The organism is Paenibacillus sp. 11B (genome assembly GCF_030487755.1).
In the GTDB taxonomy this organism is placed as follows: Bacteria; Bacillota; Bacilli; order Paenibacillales; family Paenibacillaceae; genus Paenibacillus; species Paenibacillus vandeheii.
This window is the reverse complement of the sequence record NZ_JAUKNS010000002.1, coordinates 933590-950964: the sequence shown is the minus strand read 5'-3', so window position 1 is coordinate 950964 and position 17375 is coordinate 933590. Positions and strand designations below refer to the sequence as shown.

13 protein-coding genes are annotated in these 17375 nt (G+C 46.6%); all 13 read left to right on the top strand.

Annotation, left to right across the window (positions count from 1 at the left end):
• Nucleotides 1-9: 9 nt before the first annotated feature.
• The 13 genes from proS to pnp all read left to right on the top strand — a co-directional run bounded on the left by proS (nt 10) and on the right by pnp (nt 17197).
• Nucleotides 10-1464 carry a proline--tRNA ligase gene (gene proS / locus Q0V21_RS12690; RefSeq protein WP_301879230.1) on the top strand — a complete coding sequence of 485 codons (1455 nt, stop codon included), beginning with the start codon at nt 10-12 and terminating at the stop codon, nt 1462-1464.
• A gap of 152 nt (nt 1465-1616) precedes the next feature.
• Nucleotides 1617-5936 carry a PolC-type DNA polymerase III gene (locus Q0V21_RS12685; protein WP_079346936.1) on the top strand — a complete coding sequence of 1440 codons (4320 nt, stop codon included), beginning with the start codon at nt 1617-1619 and terminating at the stop codon, nt 5934-5936.
• Nucleotides 5937-6194: 258 nt separating this feature from the next.
• Nucleotides 6195-6656 (top strand): ribosome maturation factor RimP, encoded by a 462-nt coding sequence (gene rimP / locus Q0V21_RS12680; RefSeq protein ID WP_024630253.1) that lies wholly within the window; start codon nt 6195-6197, stop codon nt 6654-6656.
• A 123-nt stretch (nt 6657-6779) separates the two neighbouring features.
• A complete protein-coding gene (gene nusA / locus Q0V21_RS12675; RefSeq protein ID WP_024630254.1) occupies nt 6780-7877 on the top strand; it encodes a transcription termination factor NusA in 1098 nt (365 codons plus the stop codon).
• 26 nt (nt 7878-7903) lie between these two features.
• Nucleotides 7904-8212: an RNase P modulator RnpM gene (rnpM, locus tag Q0V21_RS12670; RefSeq protein WP_053783828.1), complete on the top strand. Its 309-nt coding sequence runs from the start codon at nt 7904-7906 to the stop codon at nt 8210-8212.
• On the top strand, nt 8202-8531 hold the full coding sequence (locus Q0V21_RS12665; RefSeq protein ID WP_029880929.1) for a YlxQ family RNA-binding protein: 330 nt from the start codon (nt 8202-8204) through the stop codon (nt 8529-8531). The genes rnpM and Q0V21_RS12665 overlap by 11 nt, the downstream gene beginning before the upstream one ends.
• Nucleotides 8524-11109 carry a translation initiation factor IF-2 gene (gene infB / locus Q0V21_RS12660; protein WP_301879227.1) on the top strand — a complete coding sequence of 862 codons (2586 nt, stop codon included), beginning with the start codon at nt 8524-8526 and terminating at the stop codon, nt 11107-11109. The genes Q0V21_RS12665 and infB overlap by 8 nt, the downstream gene beginning before the upstream one ends.
• Nucleotides 11110-11134: 25 nt before the next feature.
• The gene (gene rbfA, locus Q0V21_RS12655; protein WP_079346932.1) at nt 11135-11494 is read left to right on the top strand and encodes a 30S ribosome-binding factor RbfA; all 360 of its coding nucleotides are present in this window, start codon (nt 11135-11137) and stop codon (nt 11492-11494) included.
• A gap of 19 nt (nt 11495-11513) precedes the next feature.
• Entirely contained in the window at nt 11514-12491 is a 978-nt protein-coding gene (locus Q0V21_RS12650) for a DHH family phosphoesterase (protein WP_024630259.1), read from the top strand.
• Nucleotides 12485-13408 carry a tRNA pseudouridine(55) synthase TruB gene (gene truB, locus Q0V21_RS12645; RefSeq protein WP_301879225.1) on the top strand — a complete coding sequence of 308 codons (924 nt, stop codon included), beginning with the start codon at nt 12485-12487 and terminating at the stop codon, nt 13406-13408. The genes Q0V21_RS12650 and truB overlap by 7 nt, the downstream gene beginning before the upstream one ends.
• Before the next feature lie 66 nt (nt 13409-13474).
• On the top strand, nt 13475-14413 hold the full coding sequence (locus Q0V21_RS12640) for a bifunctional riboflavin kinase/FAD synthetase (RefSeq protein ID WP_301879224.1): 939 nt from the start codon (nt 13475-13477) through the stop codon (nt 14411-14413).
• A 159-nt stretch (nt 14414-14572) separates the two neighbouring features.
• Nucleotides 14573-14842, top strand: coding sequence for a 30S ribosomal protein S15 (gene rpsO / locus Q0V21_RS12635; RefSeq protein WP_024630262.1), 270 nt, complete (start codon nt 14573-14575; stop codon nt 14840-14842).
• A 252-nt stretch (nt 14843-15094) separates the two neighbouring features.
• Nucleotides 15095-17197, top strand: coding sequence for a polyribonucleotide nucleotidyltransferase (pnp, locus tag Q0V21_RS12630; RefSeq protein WP_024630263.1), 2103 nt, complete (start codon nt 15095-15097; stop codon nt 17195-17197).
• Nucleotides 17198-17375 lie beyond the last annotated feature (178 nt).

The following is a 17375-nucleotide window of genomic DNA, read 5'->3' as shown; positions in this document are numbered from 1 at the left end:
TGGAGTCTTATGTCAAAGGAAAATGATAAACAGTTCGTGACTGAAATTACACCTCAGGGCGAGGATTTCTCACGCTGGTACATTGATGTTATTAAAAAAGCTGATCTCATGGACTATTCACCCGTACGCGGTTGTATTGTTTTCAAACCAGACGGCTTCGAAATTTGGGAGCACATCAAGGATGAGATGGACCGTCGTTTCCGTGAAACCGGTCATCGCAATGCTTACTTCCCAATGTTTATTCCCGAGAGCTTTTTCCAAAAAGAAAAAGAACATGTTGAAGGGTTCAACCCTGAATTGCCTTGGGTAACGGAAGCAGGCGGAGAAAAGCTGGAAGAGCGTCTGGCAATCCGCCCAACCTCCGAAACCATCATTGGTCATATGTACTCCAAATGGATTCAGTCGTATCGTGACTTGCCAGTACTGATCAACCAATGGGCTAACGTGGTTCGCTGGGAGAAGAGAACACTGCCTTTCCTTCGTACAAGTGAATTCCTGTGGCAAGAAGGCCATACGGCGCACGAGAACGAAGAAGAAGCACGCGAAGAGACGATGAAAATGCTTGGAATTTACCGCGAAGTTGTGGAAGAATATCTGGCAATTCCCGTTATTACAGGTCAGAAAACAAAATCCGAGAAATTTGCAGGTGCTGTAGACACCTTCTCCATCGAAGCAATGATGAAGGATGGACGTGCGGTTCAAGCCGGAACTTCTCATTATATGGGTACGAATTTTGCGAAAGCATTTGAGATCCAATATCTTAGCCGCAACAACGTACTGGAATTGGCTCACACCACTTCGTGGGGAACAAGCACACGTCTGATCGGTGCATTGATTATGGTTCACGGGGATGACCGTGGTCTGGTTCTTCCTCCTAAAGTAGCACCAACACAAGTGGTTATGATTCCGATTGGACCTCCAAAAACGCGTGATGCCGTTGTAGGCCGTGCGGATGAGTTGTTCGCTGAACTGAAACAAGCGGGAATCCGTGTGAAAATGGATGATCGCAGTGATGTTCGTCCAGGCTGGAAATTTAACGAGTACGAAATGCGTGGTGTTCCAATTCGTCTTGAGATTGGTCCGCGTGATATGGAGAATGGTGTGTGTGTTCTCGTTTCCCGGATTACTGGAGAGAAGAAAGTGGTTGAACAAGCGAATCTGGTGGAAGAAATCCAGACGATGCTGACTCAAGTGCAAGCCGATATGCTGCAACGTGCTCGCACGTTTATGTCGGACAACTTCTACTCTGTCGATACGCTTGATGAGATGAAGGAATTGATGGAAAACAAACGCGGGTTCACACTGGCTGGATGGTGCGGTTCAGAAGCTTGCGAAGATAAAGTAAGAGAAGTAACAGGTGCAACAAGCCGGAATATTCCGTTCCAGCCTGCGGAAGAAAAGCATACGTGCCTGGCTTGTGGTGAACAAGCGAAACACACGGTTGTGTTTGCAAGAGCGTACTAGGTCAGGAAGACATGACTAACTGCACTTATTCACCGTAAGAGTAAGGAATGGAGAGCTTCTGTCGGATAAAATGAGTCGGTGCGGGTTCGGATCGGGGACATTTTTGAATGCAGAGGCTTTTTCTGTTTGAAGGGGGTACAAGGAGGAACACGATGAGTGGATTCGAGGAGAAGAGAAAACGGTTTGAGTTGTTGATGAAACAGACGGAGCTTCCGGCTGGCCTGATAGAGCCCTACTTTTTGGATGGATGGATTGAACGGGTGGAGACAAGCCGTAGCAACCGCGATTGGACTATTGTGATTGCAAAGGATACCTTGGTTCCTGCTCCAATCTATCGTACATTTTGCCTGCATATCCAGGAGAAAATGAATCATATTTCCAAGATTACGTTTGGTTTCAAATATAGTGATCAGGTCGAGATTGGTGATATTGTCAGTGAGTATTGGAATCTGTTCCTAGAGTGGGTTACACGGGAGATTCCATCCGTGAATGGTTGGATGAATCGCACCAAGTTTGAATGTGAAGCAGATCTGCTGCAATTGACGATGAGTGATGCCATGTCGATGGAGCTTGCGAAGAAGAAGCAGATTGATCAGGCAATAACAACCTTTTATGATAAGTATTTTCAAGTGCCCTTGCGGGTCAAACTGCTCGTTGGTGAGGTTGAAAGCAACAAAGAGGCGATGGAGCAATTCCAGCTCAAGAAGCGGGAAGAAGAGCTTCAAGTAATCGAACAGATGATGAGCGAAGTGGACTCGGAAATGCCTGAAGAGGAAGAACAGGGCGATGTTCGCTTACAAATGGGATATGAGATCAAAGAACCACCTGTACCTATGCAGGAAGTTCAAGATGAAGAGAAAAAGGTTACGTTACAGGGAACGGTCTTTGGACTGGATCGCAAAGAATTGCGTAACGGAAATACGTTATTTACGTTTTATTTGACGGACTTCACGGATTCCATGCAAATGAAGATGTTCGCCAAAACAAAAGAGGATGTCAGAATCCTCAGCTTGCTTGCCAATGGAAAATGGGTAAAAGTCCGTGGACGTGTAGAATACGACCGGTTTATGCAAATCCCGGAACTTGCTATGATTCCGTCAGATTTGGTTGAAGTAAAGGCACCGCCATCCCGTAAGGATAATGCAGCTGAGAAACGGGTTGAGTTCCATCTGCATTCCACAATGAGTACAATGGATGCCGTAACTTCGATCGACAAATATGTAAAGACTGCAGCGGAATGGGGACACAAGGCAATCGCGGTAAGTGATCATGGCGGTGTGCAGGTGTATCCGGAGGCGTCCAAAGCGGCCAAGAAAAACGGAATTAAAATGATTTACGGCCTTGAGGCCAATGTGGTGAACGATTCGGTTGCTGTTGTTTTGGCGCCGCAGCCATTGGAGCTCAAATCAGCGACGTATATTGTCTTTGATATTGAGACCACAGGTCTATCGGTAACCCAGAACAAGATCATCGAGATTGCTGCAGTGAAGGTAGAGGACGGAAAAGAGATTGATCGCTTTGCTACCTTTGTAAATCCGCATGAGCGCATTCCATATAACATTCAGCAGTTGACCAACATTAACGATGATATGGTGAAGGATGCACCTGAGCTAGAACCGGTTATCCGTGACTTTGTAGAGTTTGCCGGAGATGGCGTATTGGTTGCGCATAATGCGCGATTCGATATGGGCTTTATTCAGGCTTCACTGAAACAGCTTGGTATGCCTGAGCTTCCGAACCCTGTCCTTGATACATTGGAACTGGCACGGTTGTTATATCCAAAAATGAAGAACCACCGTCTGAATACGCTGGCGGATAAATATAAAGTAGCACTGGAAAGTCATCACCGGGCGATTGATGATACGATTGCACTCGCAGGCATACTGAATGGATTGGTTAATGATGCTTTCCAGATGAAAGGCCTGACCATGCTTGATCGGCTCAACGATTATGTCGGTGTTGATCTCTCGAATACGCGTCCATTCCATTGTGGAATCTATGCTTTGAATGATGTCGGCAAAAAGAATCTCTATAAACTGGTATCCCTTTCTCATACGGAGCACTTCAAACGGGTACCATGTATTCCGAAATCGAAACTGATCAATTTGCGTGAAGGCCTCATTATTTTATCCGGTTGTGAAAAAGGCGAGTTTTTCGAGGCGGTGCTTAACAAATCACTTGAAGAGGCAGAAGAGATCGCTCACTTCTATGACATTTTGGAGATCCAGCCTCTGACGATGTATATGCACTTGGTCGACAAAGGGCTGGTAGCTACACCTGAGGAATTGAAGCTCGCGGTTCGCAAAGTTGTTGATATTGGTGCAAAATTGGGGAAACCGGTCATAGCGACAGGTAACGTGCATTATCTGGAGCCGCGCGACAAGCTATATCGGGATATTACCATTCATGGAATTACAGGCTTTAGCCCGCTCAAGGATCAGCGTAAACCGGATGCTCACTTAAGAACGACGGATGAAATGCTGGAAGAGTTCCAGTACCTGGGCCAAGACAAAGCCTACGAAGTTGTCGTTACAAATACGGTTGAATTAGCGGATCGATTTGAGGAAATCAAGCTGTTCCCGGATAAGCTGTTTACCCCAATCCTGGAAGGTGCGGACGATGAAATCCGCAATACCTGCTATAATACCGCCAAGTCCATTTATGGTGAGGAACTGCCGGAAGTCATTGTGGCGAGACTTGAGAAAGAACTGAAGCCAATCATCAAATACGGTTTTTCTGCCAACTATCTGATCTCGGAACGACTGGTTAAAAAATCAAATCAGGACGGCTACCTTGTCGGCTCCCGGGGATCCGTTGGTTCGTCTGTCGTTGCTACTTTCCTGGGTATTTCCGAGGTTAATCCGCTGCCAGCACACTATATTTGTGTGAATCCGGAATGCAAACACAGTGAGTGGTTCCTCGACGGCAGTGTACCGAGTGGATTTGACCTTCCGGAGAAAGAATGCCCTGATTGTGGAGGCCGACTAAAAGGCGAAGGGCAGGATATTCCGTTTGAGACCTTCCTTGGTTTTAAAGGGGACAAGGTTCCCGATATTGACTTGAACTTCTCGGGTGATTATCAGCCGCATGCGCATAACTATACTAAGGTGCTTTTCAGCGAAAAGAGTGTTTTCCGTGCGGGCACGATCGGCACGGTGGCTGAGAAAACGGCGTTCGGTTTTGCCAAGAAATATGAGGAAGAGCATCACAAGAAATGGCGCGGGGCTGAGCTGAATCGTCTGGCTTCCGGCTGCACAGGGGTTAAGCGTAGTACCGGACAGCATCCTGGTGGTATTGTCGTTGTACCAGACTATATTGAAGTGGAAGATGTAACGCCTGTACAATTCCCGGCCGATGATGTTAATGCGGAGTGGAAAACAACGCACTTTGACTATCACGCCTTCGAAGAAAATTTGCTAAAACTCGATATTCTGGGGCACGATGATCCAACCATGATGCGGATGCTGCAGGATTTGACGGGAATCGATCCAACGACGATTCCGATGAATGATCCTAAAGTCATGAGCATGTTCAACTCAACGGAGGCACTGGGCGTTACGCCGGAGCAGATTCGATCACCTGTTGCCACTTTTGGTGTACCAGAGATGGGCACGAAGTTTGTACGTCAGATGCTTGTCGAATCACAGCCTTCTTCTTTTGCCGATTTACTCCAGATCTCCGGATTGTCTCATGGTACGGGGGTATGGCTCGGTAACGCACAAGATCTAATCAAAAATGGAACGTGTAACATCAAAACGGTGATTGGTTGCCGGGATGATATCATGTTGTTCCTGATCTATAAGGCAGGCATGGACGCCAGTCTGGCCTTTAAAATTACGGAGAGTGTGCGTAAAGGGCGTGGTTTGCCGCAAGAATGGATTGATGAGATGAAAAATTGCAAGGTACCGCAATGGTACATTGACTCCTGTCTTAAAATCCAGTACATGTTTCCGAAGGCCCACGCGGCAGCTTATGTTATCTCGGCAGTGCGTACAGCCTTCTTCAAGCTGTATCACCCTATTGAATACTACGCGACATACTTCACAGTTCGTGCGGATGAGTTTGATATAGAATTGGTATGTCAGGGCTATGAGCCCATCTATCGGAAGATCGTAGAGATTGAACAATTAGGTTTCCAAGCACCGCCAAAAGAAAAAAATATGCTGCCTGTCCTTGAGATGGCACTTGAGATGGCAGCACGCGGATTCTCGCTCAAACCGATTGATCTCTATCGTTCGGAAGCGACGAAGTTTATCGTTGACGGTAATTCACTCATTCCTCCGTTCTCTGCATTGGGAGGAATCGGGGATAATGCTGCACGCAACATCGCTGCGGCAAGAGAGCATGGAGAATTCCTGTCGATTGAAGATTTCCAGCAGAAGTCCAAAGCAAGTAAAACGATTGTTGAGCTGTTGACTGGTATGGGATGCTTCCGTGGTTTGCCGGAAAGCAATCAATTATCACTGTTCTAAAATGGCATTTTGCGTATCCAATGTTGGTCTGTGATGTGATTGCGAAATTTTTCTTCATTAGTAACCAAAATGCCTGAATGATCGCTTACTTGTCACTATTACCAGACTATGTTATAATTTTTGAAGTGAACGAGATAGTACGAATTTCTAAAGAGTGGGGAAACCCACTCTTTAGTCTTTGGTATACAAGAATCTTGGGTAATGAAGAAATTGCCAGTCCTTATTTGCTGGTGTAACCTAAGTTGGAGGTTATCGGTTTTGAGCACAACGAACATTAAATCTACCGTGGAAGAAATGATCCAACCCTACTTGAACGAACAAGGCTTCGAGCTGGTTGACATCGAATACGTCAAAGAAGGCAGCAACTGGTTTTTACGGGTGTATGTCGACAAAGAGGGTGGCATCGACATCGATGATTGTGTCTTGATCAGCGAAAAGCTGAGCGCCAAGCTGGATGAGAACGATCCGATTCCAACCATCTATTTCCTTGAAGTGTCTTCTCCCGGTGCGGAGCGTCCACTGAAAAAACCAGAGGATGTTGCCAAATCCGTAGGCAAAAATGTATTTGTTACAACCTACGAGCCGGTAAATGGAATAAAGGAATTTGAAGGCAAGCTGCTTTCCTTTGATAACGGGGAACTTGTGATCGAAGCAGGCAAGAAACAGCATGCCATTCTTTATGACAAGGTTGCGAGTGCGCGCCTGGCCATTCTGTTTTAAGTGCCTTGTTCACTTATTAATGAAAAAAGACACATCTCACGATAACGGCAAGGTGCTCATGAGTTTAGAGCCTTTCGCCGTTTTACGTATGAGATGCCATGTTTGAAAGGGGGATCAACATTCATGAGTATGGATTTTATTGAAGCAATGAATGAATTGGAGCGGGAAAAAGGGATCAGCAAGGATGTGCTTTTTGAAGCGATCGAGGCAGCGCTTATCTCCAGCTACAAGCGTAATTTCAACACCGCCCAGAATGTGCGTGTTGACATGAACCGCAATACGGGTGTTATCCGGGTATATGCCCGCAAATTGATCGTGGAAGAAGTCCTGGATTCACGTACCGAAATTTCATTGCCTGCTGCACGAGAGATCAACCCACACTTCCAGCTGGAAGATATTGCGGAGATTGAAGTTACGCCGCGTGATTTCGGACGTATCGCCGCACAAACTGCCAAACAGGTAGTTACCCAGCGGATTCGTGAAGCCGAACGCGGCCTGATCTACAACGCTTTCGTAGATAAGGAAGAAGATATCGTTACGGGAGTGGTGCAGCGTCAGGATTTGCGCAATATCTACATCGATCTGGGCAAAATCGAAGCGGCTTTACCGCTGACCGAATTGATGCCGAACGAGAAGTTTGTTCATGGTGACCGTATTAAAGCGTACATCACCAAGGTCGAGAATACGACCAAAGGGCCGCAAATCATTTTGTCCCGTACCCATCCGGGCTTGTTGAAACGTCTCTTTGAACTGGAAGTACCTGAAATTTTTGACGGTGTAGTCGAGATTCGCTCCGTCGCACGTGAAGCGGGCTTCCGCTCCAAGATTGCCGTTCATTCCCGCAATGAGGAAGTTGATCCGGTTGGATCATGTGTAGGTCCTAAGGGAATGCGCGTGCAGACCATTGTGGGTGAGCTGCGCGGTGAAAAAATTGACATCGTTCGTTTCTCCGACCAGGTAGACGAATATGTGGCTAATGCACTTAGTCCTTCCAAGGTATTGGAAGTTCAAGTATTTGAGGAAGAAAAGATGGCTCGGGTTATTGTTCCTGACTATCAGCTGTCCCTCGCCATTGGGATCAAAGGTCAAAATGCCCGATTGGCAGCCAAACTGACCGGCTGGAAAATCGACATTAAGAGCGAGAGCCAGGCGGAACAGGAATTCGGCAGAGAGAAAGATTCTTCTTTGGAAATGCACCAAGATTCCATCTCCGTCGACTAAAGTAAAGCACGGGGGGGCGCTAACGTATGAAAACCAAAAAAGTACCGCTGCGCAAATGTGTGGCGTGTCAGGAAATGATGCCCAAAAAGCAGCTTATCCGTATCGTTAAAACGCCAGAGGATGAAGTGCTAATCGATTTGACTGGCAAAAAGTCCGGACGTGGTGCCTATTTATGCGGCAAAGAGTCCTGTTTTAAGCTTGCACTCAAAAACCGGTCTTTGGATCGGGCGCTAAAGGGCAAAGTCTCACCGGAAATTTATGAGCAATTGGCAGCTGATTTTGTCGCGGTAGAGGACGAATTCATAGCAGCACAGGAGCGTGAACATGATGAATAACAAAACATTGTCTTATCTGGGACTCTCCATGCGTGCAGGCAAACTTGTAACAGGTGAAGAAATTGTACTTAAAGCGATCCGTTCTTCCGAAGCTAAAATGGTTATTGTTGCGGGTGACGCCTCGGCCAATACACAAAAGAAATTTCGCGACAAATGCGGGACATATAAAGTTCCACTGGTGATCGGATTTGACCGGGATAGTCTGGGTTCAAGTATCGGTAAAGAAACGCGGGTTGTTCTTGCAGTAACGGATCGAGGGTTTGCAAAAATGATCTCCAAGCAAGTCGGTATAATGTCGGAGGTGGAGTATATTGAGTAAACAGGAAAACAAGGATAAATTGCGAGTTTATGAATATGCGAAGTCCCTTAATATGAGTAGTAAAGAAATTATAACCATTCTTAAAAAGCTGGATATTCCCGTAAACAATCATATGAGTGTCATGGAGAATGGTTCAGTCGGTAAGGTGGAACAATTTTTTAAAGATATAAAATCCACTGCGGCTTCCAAACAAAACAACGAAGCAAAATCCGTTGCTACTTCGTCAATGCGCAGTGACAAAACAGTGGACAGCAACAAACCGGCCGGCGGAGTGAACACGCCGAAAAGCAACAACACATCCGGTAGTCCCGTACAAACAAAAATACAACAGGAAAAGCAGGTAGGTATGAACAATAGACCAAATTCCAACAATAACAATGGCTCCCAAAGACCTAGCGGCCAAGACAGCCGCAACAGAACGAATTCTTCCCAAGGCTCAAGCCAAGGAGGACAATCAAGTAATCGTCCAAGACCAGCTCAAGGTGGACAAAGCAGCACAGCATCCCGTCCGCAAAGTACGGGTCAACGTCCAACGAGCAGTGGTGGCGGTCAAACAAGAAGTGCAGGCCCGAACAGCGGTGGCAACACTGGCACTGGTGGCAACCGTACTGGTGGCCAAGGACAGAGCTCGGGACAAGGCCAACGCAGAGGCGGCCAAGGTAATTCAGGCAATAACAACAGCAATAGCGGCAATCGTTCAAACAGCGGTGGCGGTGGACGTCGTTATGACGACAACCGTGGCGGCAACTTCCGCGGTAACCGTGGTGGCAAGAACAACCGCAACAGAAATCAACAACAGTACCAACAACGTGAGAAAATTGATAACACACCTAAGAAAATCATCGTACGTGGTGACATGACTGTTGGTGAAACAGCGAAGTTGCTCCATAAAGATGCTTCTGAAGTTATCAAAAAACTCATCGCAATGGGTGTTATGGCAACGATTAACCAAGAGCTTGATATCGAAACCATCCTTCTGCTTGCTGGAGAGTTCGGTGTTGAGGTTGAAGTGAAAATTGTCCTTGAAGATGACCGTTTCGAGACTCTGGAAGAGAATGATGAGCCTGCTGACTTGCAATCTCGTCCACCAGTAGTTACGATCATGGGTCACGTTGACCATGGTAAAACAACATTGCTTGATGCGATTCGTTCAACGAATGTAACGGGCGGAGAAGCAGGCGGTATCACACAGCATATCGGTGCTTATCAAGTAGAAATTAACAACAAAAAAATCACGTTCCTAGATACACCGGGTCACGAAGCGTTTACCGCTATGCGTGCACGTGGAGCACAGGTTACGGATATTACAATTATTGTTGTAGCTGCTGATGACGGTGTAATGCCACAAACGGTTGAGGCAATTAACCATGCTAAAGCTGCAGGGCTGCCAATTATCGTAGCTGTCAACAAAATTGACAAGCCGGGTGCAGATCCGGATAAAGTAAAACAGGAATTGACCAACTATGAACTCGTTCCAGAAGAGTGGGGCGGCGATACCATCTTTGTTAACGTTTCGGCGAAACAAAGAATGGGACTGGAAGGTCTGCTTGAAATGATCCTGCTCGTTGCAGAAGTGAACGAGTACAAAGCGAACCCGGACAAACGTGCCCGTGGTACAGTGATCGAAGCCGAGCTGGATAAAGGACGTGGCCCAGTTGCCCGTATTCTCGTGCAGCACGGTACACTGAAAGTCGGAGATGCTTTTGTCGCAGGTAACTGCTTCGGTCGTGTACGTGCGATGGTGAATGACAAAGGTCGCCGTTTAAAAGAAGCTGGACCTTCAACACCTGTAGAAATTACCGGTCTGACTGAGGTTCCAGGTGCTGGTGATCCGTTCATGGTGTTTGAGGATGAGCGTAAAGCGCGTTCCATCGCTGACAAACGTGCAATTACACAACGTGAATCCGATCTGGGTACTAACACACGTGTAACATTGGATGATCTGTTCCAGCACATCAAAGACGGCGAAATCAAAGATCTGAACGTAATCATTAAAGGTGACGTACAAGGTTCGGTTGAAGCATTGAAAGGTTCCCTTGCGAAAATCGAAGTTGAAGGTGTGCGCGTGAAAATCATTCACAGCGGCGCTGGTGCGATTACAGAATCCGACATCATTTTGGCTGCTGCATCGAATGCCATCGTTATCGGTTTCAACGTTCGTCCTGATAACCAGGCGAAATCGACTGCAGATCAAGAGCAAGTAGACATTCGTCTGCATCGCGTGATCTACAGTGTTATTGAAGAGATTGAACAAGCGATGAAAGGTATGCTTGATCCGATCTACAAAGAAAAAGTAATCGGTCATGCTGAAGTTCGGAGCACATTCTCCATCAGTAAAGTGGGTACCATTGCTGGATGTATGGTTACCTCGGGTAAAATTACCCGTTCCGCGGAAGCACGTGTGATTCGTGATGGCATCGTCCTTTACGAAGGTAAGCTGGATTCCCTGAAACGCTACAAAGATGATGCCAAAGAAGTAGCCCAAGGCTACGAGTGCGGTATCACGCTGGATAAATACAATGATCTCAAAGAGGGCGACGTTATTGAAGCCTTCATTATGGAGACCGTACAACGATAAGCAAGGAAGCATGAGGTGAACAACAATGGCTAAGGTTCGTACAGGTAGAGTGAGCGAGCAGATCAAGAAAGAATTAAGTCTGCTCATCCAATCTGAACTGAAAGATCCTCGTATCGGCTTTATTACCGTAACGGGAGTCGAAGTAACAGGGGACTTGTCGCAAGCCAAGGTTTATCTGAGTGTCTTCGGTGAACAGGAACAAAAGGATAACTCGCTTAAAGCGCTGGCCAAAGCAAATGGATTTTTGCGTACCGAACTGGGCAAGCGTATCCGTTTTCGACATGTTCCCGAGTTGATATTCAAGATCGACGAATCCATCGCATATGGCAGCCGGATCGAGAAGCTGCTTGGTGATATCGGTACCGACAAGAACGAATCCGAGTAACAGAATAAAGGAGACGGCAATGCACACTTATGAACAGGCGCTTCAGGACGGAAAGCAATTTCTGCTGGAGCATGATGATTACCTGGTCGTGTCGCATGTACAGCCGGACGGTGACGCAGTCAGCTCGACGGTAACGGTGGGCTGGCTGCTGTCATGTCTGGGTAAGACATTCACGATGATTAATGAAGGTGAAATTCCTCAGCGCATGCATTTTTTGTGGGAAGCTGGCAAGATCGTGAACATGACCGAACAACCACCGGAGCGGAAATATAAAGCGATAATCTGTGTGGATTGTGCAGATTTCTCCAGAGTAGGTCTGACTCGTCATTATTTCGAAGAAGATGCTGTCATTTTAAATATTGATCATCATCCGACGAATGACGCATATGGCACAGTAAACATCATTAAGCCAGACGCGGCAGCAACGGCTGAAATTCTGTTTGATTTCCTTAATCTTTTCCCAGTGAAATGGAATAAAGATGTGGCTACAGCAGTATATACAGGATTGCTAACAGACACAGGTGGATTCCGCTATGCCAATACGAGTCCTAATGTGATGACCACCGCATCCAAATTGCTTGAACATGGTGTGGACGGGCCTTATCTCGCACAAATTTTGCTAGAGCAGGTGACGCTTCCCCAAGTGCGTATATTGAATCAGGCACTCTCAAGTCTGCAAATGACGGACGATGGCAAAATTGCTTGGGTAGTCATTACACCAGAAGATATGATCGCTTGTGGTGCAGCCAATGAAGATCTTGAAGGGGTAGTCAATTACCCGCGCAACATTCAAGGTGTGGAAGTGGGTATCTTTTTCAAAGTAATCAATGACAATGCCGTAAAAGTATCTCTTCGGTCGGCGGGCAAGGTTGATGTTGCTTCGCTTGCACAGAACTTTGGTGGAGGCGGACATGTCCTCGCTGCGGGATGTCGCGTGGAAGGTAAGTTGGAAGATATCGTTGCATTAGTGCTGAAGCAGGTGAATACTCAATGGTAAAACCATTTGAAGGCGTACTTCCGGTGTACAAACCAGCGGGATTTACGTCTCATGATGTTGTGGCCAAAATGCGTCGCATTCTCAAAATGAAACGTATTGGTCATACAGGCACATTGGACCCGCAAGTTACTGGCGTACTGCCACTCTGCCTTGGACGGGCAACACGTGTGGTGGAGTACATGCAGGAGCTCCCCAAGGAATACCTGGCAACGCTACGACTGGGTCTGTCTACAGACACCGAGGATATGACGGGTGAGGTTATTGAGCGGTCAGAGAAGGCTGTTGAGGTAACACAGGAGCAGGTTCAGCAGGTGCTGGAACAATTCCAGGGCACCATCTCTCAGGTTCCACCTATGTATTCGGCGGTCAAAGTGGATGGGAAACGTCTCTACGAACTTGCTCGTGAAGGGAAAACGGTAGAGCGCAAGAGTCGTGAAGTTACGATCTATGAACTGGAACTGACAGGAATTGAGAAACAAGGCGACACCACGGATATATCGTTTCGTGCTTTATGTTCCAAAGGGACGTATATTAGAACCTTATGTGTGGATATCGGCAGGAAATTGGGGTATCCGTCCACAATGCTACAATTGGAGCGCACGATATCGGCTGGCATTTCCGCTGATCACTGCCTCCGCTTTGAAGAAGTGGAACAACGCATGATGGATGGAACGTTAGCCGAGGTGCTGATTCCGGTTGATGAAGCCATTTCTTCCATCCCGGCACATACGGTTGGTGCTGATCAGGCCAAGGGAGCACTTCAAGGCCAGAAATTGTCGGCGCGTTTGCTCGAACCGCCTGCTGAGCAACCAGGTCTATTGCGGTTATATGATCAGGATGGGACGTTTCTGGGGATATTTGAGCGGGATGAATTGAAAGCAACGGTGAGAGCTGTTAAAGTCTTTTTACCGGAATAAAGAGGTTCCTGGTTTGAGTGGTGGTACTCAAGCCTGGCCTATCAAGTGAAATGCAGGTGAATGATTGTGAAAACCGTAATGCTAACCTATCCGCAGACGTTAGATTCGGCTGTTCAGGGCACACAACCCCAAGTGCTCGCGATCGGCCAATTTGACGGGCTGCATCTCGGACATGCAAGTGTCATTTTGTCAGCTGTCCGCATTGCACGCGAAACGGGCATGCAGGCAGCGGTGATGACCTTTCATCCTCATCCGAAGGAAGTTATGCGCAAAGGGGATTACGAGGGTTATCTTACTCCCTTGAGAGATAAAGAAGACATCCTGTCTGAAATGGGTGTAGACGTACTCTATGTGGTAGAATTCAATGAGTCGTTTTCAAAGTTGACGCCGCAGCAATTCGCACATGACCTGCTGCTTCCGCTTCAGACTCGAACAGCCGTAGTTGGTTTTGACTTCCGCTTCGGTCACAAGGGAGCAGGAGATGAGCAGCTTCTTCGCACATTGGGAGAAGGCCAAATGACGGTGGAAACGGTACCTCCATTCCTGTTAAACGGGGAGAAGGTGAGCAGTTCTCTTATTCGTGGCCTGTTGAAGCGGGGAGAAATGGACGAAGCCAGTCAGTGGCTCGGACGACCTTACAGCATCAGGGGAACAGTGATTCATGGGGAGAAACGTGGACGGACCATTGGGTTTCCTACCGCTAACCTTGAACTCACGGATCATTATGTTACGCCGGCAAAAGGCGTTTACGCTGTTCGGGTGCAGTATGGGGAGCAGGAACTGCGTGGCGTCATGAATCTCGGTGTGAAACCTACCTTTCACGAAAGCGGGATGAAACCTACGTTTGAAGTGCACTTGCTTGATTTTGATGGGCTGTTATATGACCAGGAATTAAAGGTTGAGCTCGTTCACTACATTCGTGCAGAACGGAAGTTTGAATCCATTGATGCATTGATCAGTCAGATTCGTGAAGATGCATTAACCGCCGCCCGCCTGTTATCTTGATGTCCAGGATAAAATACAGGTTTACATTTACTTTGTCTGGGCAACTATGATATAATGTACTACGTTGTCGTTTGAGACAACAAATAACCTTGGCTTGGTTGCTTGCTCTCACCGGCGGCGACGAGGCTAATGGCGATTATAATGAAGGAGGTGAATAGGATGGCATTGACTCAAGAACGTAAACAACAACTGATCGACGAGCACAAAACTCATGAGTCCGATACTGGATCACCTGAGGTGCAAGTTGCTATCCTTACGGAAAACATCAAAAGTTTGACAGACCACTTGCGTACGCACAAGAAGGACCACCACTCACGTCGTGGACTTTTGAAAATGGTAGGTCAACGTCGTAAGCTTTTGGCTTACGTTAAAAACAAAGATGTTAAACGTTACAGCGCACTGATCGAAAAACTCGGATTGCGTCGTTAATTATCGTACATGTTTTCTAAATCAACCTGGCTGTTATCCGTCATTCCTTTGTCTAAAAGGACAAGCGGAGCTTACAGCCGGGTTGTTTTGTAGATGAACATGTTGCCATATATTTGTAGCTGACGGCTCCGCAAGGAGCTTTTGTTTTGCAAGTGAGCATGTTGCTGTGGAGTTAATGAATGCAGGACAAGCAGGAAATACTGTGAAAATGCAGAATCCATTGTGTTAGGAACGATTAAAAGGAGGGATTTCATGGAACAGCGTGTTGAAATGCAGCTTGGTGGAAGAACGCTTACGCTTGAAACAGGGCGTTTGGCCAAGCAGGCTAATGCTGCCGTTAAGGTAACATACGGAGATACCGTTGTATTGTGTACCGTAACAGCATCAAGTGAGCCTAAAGATCTGGACTTTTTCCCATTAACGGTAAACTATGAAGAAAGATTGTATGCCGTAGGTAAAATCCCAGGTGGATTTATTAAACGTGAAGGCAGACCGAGTGAGAAAGCGATTCTTTCGAGCCGTCTGACAGACCGTCCGATTCGTCCTTTGTTCCCGGAAGGTTTCCGTAATGATGTACAAGTTCTTAATATCGTTATGAGTGTGGATCAGGACTGCGAACCGCAAATTGCTGCCATGATTGGTACATCGGCTGCACTGAGCATTTCGGATGTTCCATTTAGCGGACCGATTGGTGGTGTGAAAGTTGGACGTATTGATGGCGAATTCATCATTAATCCAACGATTGCACAGCTTGAGATAAGTGAGATTGAACTCGTTGTTGCAGGAACCAAAGATGCCATCATGATGGTTGAAGCGGAAGCGAACGAAGTTCCGGAAGAAGTAATGCTTGAAGCAATCATGTTCGGACATGACGAGATCAAAAATATTGTTGCAGTCATTGAACAACTCGTACAAGTGGCTGGTAAAGAAAAAATGGCTGTGAAATTGCATACCGTTAATGCTGAAGTTAACAGCAGTGTACGTGAGTTCGCCAGTGCTCGTCTGGTTGAAGCTGTTAAAATTGCTGAGAAACATGCACGTCAGGATGCAATCGATGTTGTGAATGACGAAACTGTTGCTCACTTCGAAGAGAAGTATATTGAGACTCCTGAACTGCTCAAAGATGTAAAAGAAGTGCTGCACGATATCGTTAAAGAAGAAGTGCGCCGTCTTATCACACATGACAAAGTTCGTCCGGATGGACGTGGACTCGCTGAGATCCGTCCAATTGAATGTGATACTTCCCTGCTGCCACGTACTCACGGTTCAGGTCTGTTCACTCGTGGTCAAACACAAGCGCTCAGCATTTGTACACTTGGTGCACTGGGTGATGTTCAGATTTTGGACGGAATCAGTCTTGAAGAAACGAAACGTTTCATGCATCACTACAACTTCCCGCCGTTCAGCGTAGGTGAAGCTCGTCCACTGCGTGCTCCAGGCCGTCGTGAAATCGGACATGGTGCTCTGGGTGAGCGTGCTCTTTCCAAAGTAATTCCTTCCGAAACGGACTTCCCATACACGATTCGTCTGGTATCCGAAGTACTGGAATCCAACGGTTCTACTTCCCAGGCAAGTATTTGTGCCAGCACATTGGCTATGATGGACGCAGGTGTACCAATCAAAGCTCCAGTAGCGGGTGTAGCTATGGGTCTGATCAAAGACGGAGATCATGTATCCATTCTGAGTGATATTCAAGGTATGGAAGATCACCTCGGTGACATGGACTTCAAAGTAGCAGGAACACCTGATGGTGTAACAGCTATTCAAATGGACATCAAAATTGATGGTATTGATCGTCAAATTTTGTCCGAAGCATTGGCTCAAGCCAAAGAAGGCCGTATGCACATCTTAAGCAAAATGACTGAAGTGATGAAAACTCCACGTGAGCAATTGTCACAATATGCCCCTAAAATTACAACAATGCATATCAATCCGGACAAAATCCGCGATGTTATCGGTGCAGGTGGTAAAATTATCAATAAAATCATCGAGGAAACCGGTGTTAAAATTGATATTGAACAGGATGGACGTGTCTTTATCGCTTCTTCTAACCAAGAGATGAATGATAAAGCCAAATCGATCATCGAAGGGATCGTACGCGAAGTACTGGTCGGCGAGATTTATGTCGGTAAAGTAAAACGTGTTGAGAAGTTTGGTGCATTCGTTGAAGTGTTGCCGAACAAAGAAGGTTTGGTACACATCTCTCAACTGTCCACTGAGCGTGTTGCTAAAGTGGAAGATGTGGTTGCCATTGGTGATTCCATTACGGTAAAAGTAACGGAAATTGATCCACAAGGCCGTATCAACTTGTCCCGCAAAGCCGTATTGACTGCCGAAGCTCCGGCTCAATCCTAGGCTGCGTGCCATCGTTTTTTAAAAGATAGATTGAATGAAGAGACAGAATGTGAATTTCTGGCTCTTTTTTTATCGTTTAAATACTTTTTTTTGAAATCACTTTTTATCCATTAAAGCCTTTGAATCCAGCTTTGAAGATCGTTTACATGAACAGCCTGTTTTATTCATATTCTTGCCC